At 44.9% G+C, this 4,558-nt stretch carries 6 protein-coding genes; 1 reads left to right on the top strand and 5 read right to left on the bottom strand.

Features of this window, described 5'->3' with window-relative positions:
• The first annotated feature begins 173 nt into the window (after positions 1–173).
• A complete protein-coding gene (locus AB6C75_RS22795) occupies positions 174–497 on the top strand; it encodes a DOPA 4,5-dioxygenase family protein (protein WP_017103393.1) in 324 nt (107 codons plus the stop codon).
• 150 nt (positions 498–647) lie between these two features.
• On the opposite strand, the gene AB6C75_RS22800 is transcribed toward AB6C75_RS22795, so the two are convergent.
• The 5 genes from AB6C75_RS22800 to AB6C75_RS22820 form a co-directional block, all read right to left on the bottom strand.
• On the bottom strand, positions 648–800 hold the full coding sequence (locus tag AB6C75_RS22800) for a hypothetical protein (RefSeq protein WP_009844874.1): 153 nt from the start codon (positions 798–800) through the stop codon (positions 648–650).
• Positions 801–876: 76 nt separating this feature from the next.
• The gene (locus tag AB6C75_RS22805) at positions 877–2,169 is read right to left on the bottom strand and encodes a sensor histidine kinase (protein WP_372109390.1); all 1,293 of its coding nucleotides are present in this window, start codon (positions 2,167–2,169) and stop codon (positions 877–879) included.
• Positions 2,166–2,840, bottom strand: a complete 675-nt coding sequence (locus tag AB6C75_RS22810; protein WP_372109391.1) for a response regulator transcription factor — start codon at positions 2,838–2,840, stop codon at positions 2,166–2,168. The genes AB6C75_RS22805 and AB6C75_RS22810 overlap by 4 nt, the downstream gene beginning before the upstream one ends.
• Positions 2,841–2,848: 8 nt before the next feature.
• Positions 2,849–3,760: a sterol desaturase family protein gene (locus tag AB6C75_RS22815; RefSeq protein WP_372109392.1), complete on the bottom strand. Its 912-nt coding sequence runs from the start codon at positions 3,758–3,760 to the stop codon at positions 2,849–2,851.
• Positions 3,761–3,771: 11 nt separating this feature from the next.
• Entirely contained in the window at positions 3,772–4,374 is a 603-nt protein-coding gene (locus AB6C75_RS22820; protein ID WP_372109394.1) for a hypothetical protein, read from the bottom strand.
• Positions 4,375–4,558: the final 184 nt, after the last annotated feature.

A 4,558-nucleotide genomic window follows, 5' to 3' on the forward strand; every position in this document is an offset into this window, starting at 1 on the left:
CTACCGATGTATTGTTGAACGCGAAATGTACAGCAAAGATCAACACGCCCTAGAAACTTTCAGCTAGATCAGCCTTCTACATGATGTTTAGTACTTCGGCTGCCATTGGTTGGCTGTCCTTGCTAGAGAAAGCAGGTTAAACTGTTCGCATCATAATTCTAAAGGATGGTGCCATGTACCACGGTCATATCTATTTCCCTCTGCGCTTTGCAGAGCAGGCAGAAACACTGCGTCAGAAAATTCTATCGGAACGTAAAGATGTGTTAGAGACTTTTCCATTAATCCAGCGTTTGGTTGGGCCACATAAAATGCCGATGTTTGAGATTCACTTTGCGAACAAAGAGTCGGGCATTGTGGAATGGCTTGAAAAAGAACGCGGTGACATGTCGGTGTTGATTCACCCAGTAACCGGCGGTGAAGAAACTCTAGACCATACAGTACGTGCGACTTGGCTTGGTCGCGAGCTTGGTGTATTCGAAGATACGCTGACTAGCTAATTCAATTCTGCGCCCGACAGTGAGTACCTAACAATCTAACTTAGTAACTTAGTAACTTAGTAACTTAGTAACTTAGTAACTTAGTAACTTAGGTGCTGTCGGGTGTGTAAGCGCACAGCTCGTTTTGCTCATCGTCTTCTTGCCGAAATTCTAGCTTCTCCAGCTATTCCCCAGTAACAGCGATACCGCTACCGACACGCCTAATGCGATTAATATATTAGGTAAGTAAAGACCCCAAATCGCGACACAAACCGCCACGGTTACCACAGCCCACAATAGTGTTTCTAGAATCCAAGTGCCCATAACATTACTCCTAACTAGATTGTGCGATTAGCATAACCAAGCAAGGGTAAACTTTTGGTCACCATCAATTAAGCATCTACAGAATTACCTTAACGTTGAACTTATTGTTGTGAGTTTCATGAGTAAACTGCCAACCTTGGTTCTGACAAACGCGATCAATGAGCTCTAGGCCGATACCAAAAGAGGTTTGCTGTACTGAGTCGTTTGCTAGGTTTTCATCTTCCAAGCGGTTGATTACCTCAAACTGATGTTCTGTCAGTGTGATGCTGATATCTCCGCTGCCACCATGCTGAAATGCATTTCGGATTAAGTTGGTGAGCACAACCTCAGTTAATTCACGGGGCAGGGTATGTTCTTCTTGCTCAACCTTGGTTTGAATGTCCACTTCTTTGTTTTTTAAAAGATAACGTTGGCTTTCGATAATGTTATTGAGCAGGGGAGTCAGCTTGATTTGCTCATAGTTGGTTTCCATCTCGTTATTACGGCTCATCCATAGCAGAGTTGTCACTAAGGCTTTCATGTTGGTGGCTGAGCGTTGGATTCGTGCGACGGCTCGTTGGCCGCTGTTGGGAATACTTTCAGACAACCGCACCAGCATATCGCCACTGGCTGAAATAGTGGCAATCGGTGTTCTTAACTCGTGGCTCGCTGCTCTTAAGAAAAAGCTCTCACGCTCATTGGCCTGACGCTCACCTTGTACGCTCTTTACAAGCTGCGTAGCCAACTGGTCGATTTCTTTGTATCGAAACTGAGTCAGCCCTTCAGTGTTGCCCACATCCAGAGATTCAGACCATTTAGATAAGGTAATGATCGGTTTAGTAACTCGATGTATCAGAAGGCGAATGATCAAGAACACCAAGAGTAAAAGAGCGCCGATGGCAATGAAGGCATTGTTAATTTGGTTGACGGAATCAGGTGGGTTCAGCTCGAATAGATTCAAATAGATGGCTTCATCGTACTCAGAAATGATGTACAAGGCTTCGTCTTTGCCGGAAATTTGATGTTTGGCTGCATAGAGGTATTGGCCTGAATCATTGTTAGGTGATCGCTCGTAGTGTTCATAAATCGCATCGTTATCAAACGCTTTCCAATCAAAGGTTTGTTGAAACTTAACAGGCAGCTCTGAATAGCTTAGAAAGGCTTGGAATGTTGGGTTTTGGTAGTCTGGCAGTTGCCCTGTTTCGATGTATTGCTGCTCTGCGACTTCCAACTCATACAAGAATCCATATTTTGCCGATTCATTAAGGCCAATATGGTAGCTCTGTGAAACCATCAAACTGTAGATGGCCGTCAGTAGCACGACGATGCCAAATAAATAGAGATAGATGTCGCGCTTAATACTGACTCGATTCATGTTCGCGTGTTTCATGATGGCTCCTCATGCAAGACCACACCAATACCATGAACCGTGTGAATCAGTTTTGAGTCAAAGGGCGCATCAACCACTTGTCGAAGCTTAAACAGGTGCGCTTTCACGCTGTCAGAGCTTGGCATTTCGTCTTCCCATGCTTCTTCAAGCTTGGCTTTGCTCACCACGTTAGGGCTGTTTCGCACTAACATAACGAGCATTCGCCAACATACTGGCGAGAGCTTCAATAGCTTGCCGTCTCTAAGGGCTTGGTGCTTGTCTAAGTCCAGTTGGAGATCTGCCACAGACAGCGACGTCACCGAACCTTGAGAGCGACGTATCAACGCCATCAGCCGTACTTTCAACTCTTCCATCGCAAAAGGCTTCACTAGATAGTCATCCGAACCTACTTCGAACCCCGCGATCTTGTCCTGTAGCGTGTCTCTTGCGGTCAACATTAGGATCGGTGTCGTGACACCTTGTTGGCGAAGTGATTGGCAGACATCAAGCCCGTCCATTTTCGGCATGTTGATGTCCGTCAAAATGATGTCATAACGCCCCTCTAACGCAAGGTTGAGCCCTGCGCAGCCATTGTAAGCAAAATCGAATTCGAAACCGTCGAGTTCCATATAGTCTGCAATGGCTTCTGCTAAGTCGCTGTCGTCTTCAATCAGCAGGGCGTTAATGCTCATAAGTGTCCTTACTTTGTTTCTCGTTCTCTTTTCCAAGCCCAAATAGGCGGCTGAATAAGAAGCTGTAGTCGATAATTCCAATTTGGCGCATGCCATAACTGTTGGCACAGTTTAACGTAGCCGTGGAAATATACCTTAAATGGGTTCACAGAGTTGATTCTCGGGAACACACCGTATCTGACTTCTTCCTCTTCTTTAGCGAAGGTGCCGAACATACGATCCCAAATGATAAAGATGCCAGCATAGTTCTTATCAAGATACTGCTTGTTGGTCGCGTGATGCACTCTGTGGTGTGAAGGCGTATTAAACACCGCTTCAACAGGGCGGGGCAGGCGCTTAACTGTTTCGGTGTGCAATAGCGTTTGATAAAGCTGCACAAAGGTTTCACACATCAGCACCACAAACGGATTGAATCCGAGCAGGATTAACGGCAAATAAAAGAAGAACGGGAAGAACCAATCCAAAGGCCCGAATCGGTAAGCGACAGAGATATTAAAGTAAGGCGAGCTATGGTGAACAGAGTGCGTTCCCCAAGCTAAACCGTTGCTGTGCAAGAATCTGTGTTCCCAGTAGTACGCGAGATCGGCCAAGATCAAGCAACCCAGAATTGTCCAACCAGATATCGGTAGCTGAGTTAGGCTGAAATTCTCGTAGGCGTAAACAAACGTGCCCACATAGGCTAACCCGACAAAGAAAAGGGTAACCAACAAGAAGAACAAAGTGACTAAGTTAGTCGCGCTGTCTACCAACATATTCCAGCTGAGCTTTTTCTTAAAGGCATAGCGGATAAGCTCAAAGATAAACAGAGCCAGAGCAAGCAGCAGAAAATTATCATCTACCCAAGTTTCGGTTAGGATGATGCTCGTTTCTGTGAATGTTTGAGAGAGAAAATCCCCAATGCTATCCATAGTGAAATTCATAACTAAATCCTTTACTGATTGTTCTTATAATAGACGTATAACTCACTAGAATCTGGCAAACCATGCTGGTTCAGCTGGTGATGTTCTATAACCATATCCACTTCTTTTAATATCGCGATACCTTCCCAAGCTTGTGCTAATTCCTGTTCGGTATGTTCGCCTTTACCTAGTAGAAGCGTGCCTTTGGCTTTGTTTGGGAGCTTAATTAAGGACTTGTTTTTATTTGATTTTGATTGCTGAGTCGGGAAGCCAATCATGATTGTTGCTTCGCTGAAATCAGAGCTGATCTCTTGATAGATCACGATGACTTGTTGTTGTGCGCTCTTTTCGTCATTGACTTCGAGGCTCTGATAGAAGTCCACCCATAACTCAGGAACATCCTCTAATGGAATCGTCTTGCTCAAACCTTGCAGAAAAGTTGTGTTTGCAGTGACTTGTGGTTTTTTAGTTGCGGGCTTATTTGTTAGCGGCTTACTTATTGATGACTGTTTCGTTGATAACTCAGCGATTGGCTGCTCCGTCGATGCATCCGCAATCGCAGGCTGAATATGTAATAGCCCCCAGACAACACCAGTAATACCGACTGTCGTGAGTAATGAAGCGAATAATTTCATGCTCTTTCCTTGTGGTTCATTTTTCTTATCAAGGACAGTAAAGGAGGCGAGGTAAACAAAAGGTAACCGTGGGGATTGTTTTGGTCAGAGGGTATAGGTGATTCATTAAAAAAGGCTCGTCAAATGAGGTAATGCCGTTCGGATAAGCATTATTGCTTGAACCTGAACGGATATTTGGCTGGGA

Source organism: Vibrio sp. 10N.237.312.B06 (genome assembly GCF_041464685.1).
GTDB lineage: Bacteria > Pseudomonadota > Gammaproteobacteria > Enterobacterales > Vibrionaceae > Vibrio > Vibrio tasmaniensis_A.

Bases quoted from the DNA above. Each gene is read 5' to 3' on its own strand.
- AB6C75_RS22795 (WP_017103393.1), top strand. From the start codon at position 174: ATGTACCACGGTCATATCTATTTCCCTCTGCGCTTTGCAGAGCAGGCA.
- AB6C75_RS22800 (WP_009844874.1), bottom strand. From the start codon at position 800: ATGGGCACTTGGATTCTAGAAACACTATTGTGGGCTGTGGTAACCGTG.
- AB6C75_RS22805 (WP_372109390.1), bottom strand. From the start codon at position 2,169: ATGAAACACGCGAACATGAATCGAGTCAGTATTAAGCGCGACATCTAT.
- AB6C75_RS22810 (WP_372109391.1), bottom strand. From the start codon at position 2,840: ATGAGCATTAACGCCCTGCTGATTGAAGACGACAGCGACTTAGCAGAA.
- AB6C75_RS22815 (WP_372109392.1), bottom strand. From the start codon at position 3,760: ATGAATTTCACTATGGATAGCATTGGGGATTTTCTCTCTCAAACATTC.
- AB6C75_RS22820 (WP_372109394.1), bottom strand. From the start codon at position 4,374: ATGAAATTATTCGCTTCATTACTCACGACAGTCGGTATTACTGGTGTT.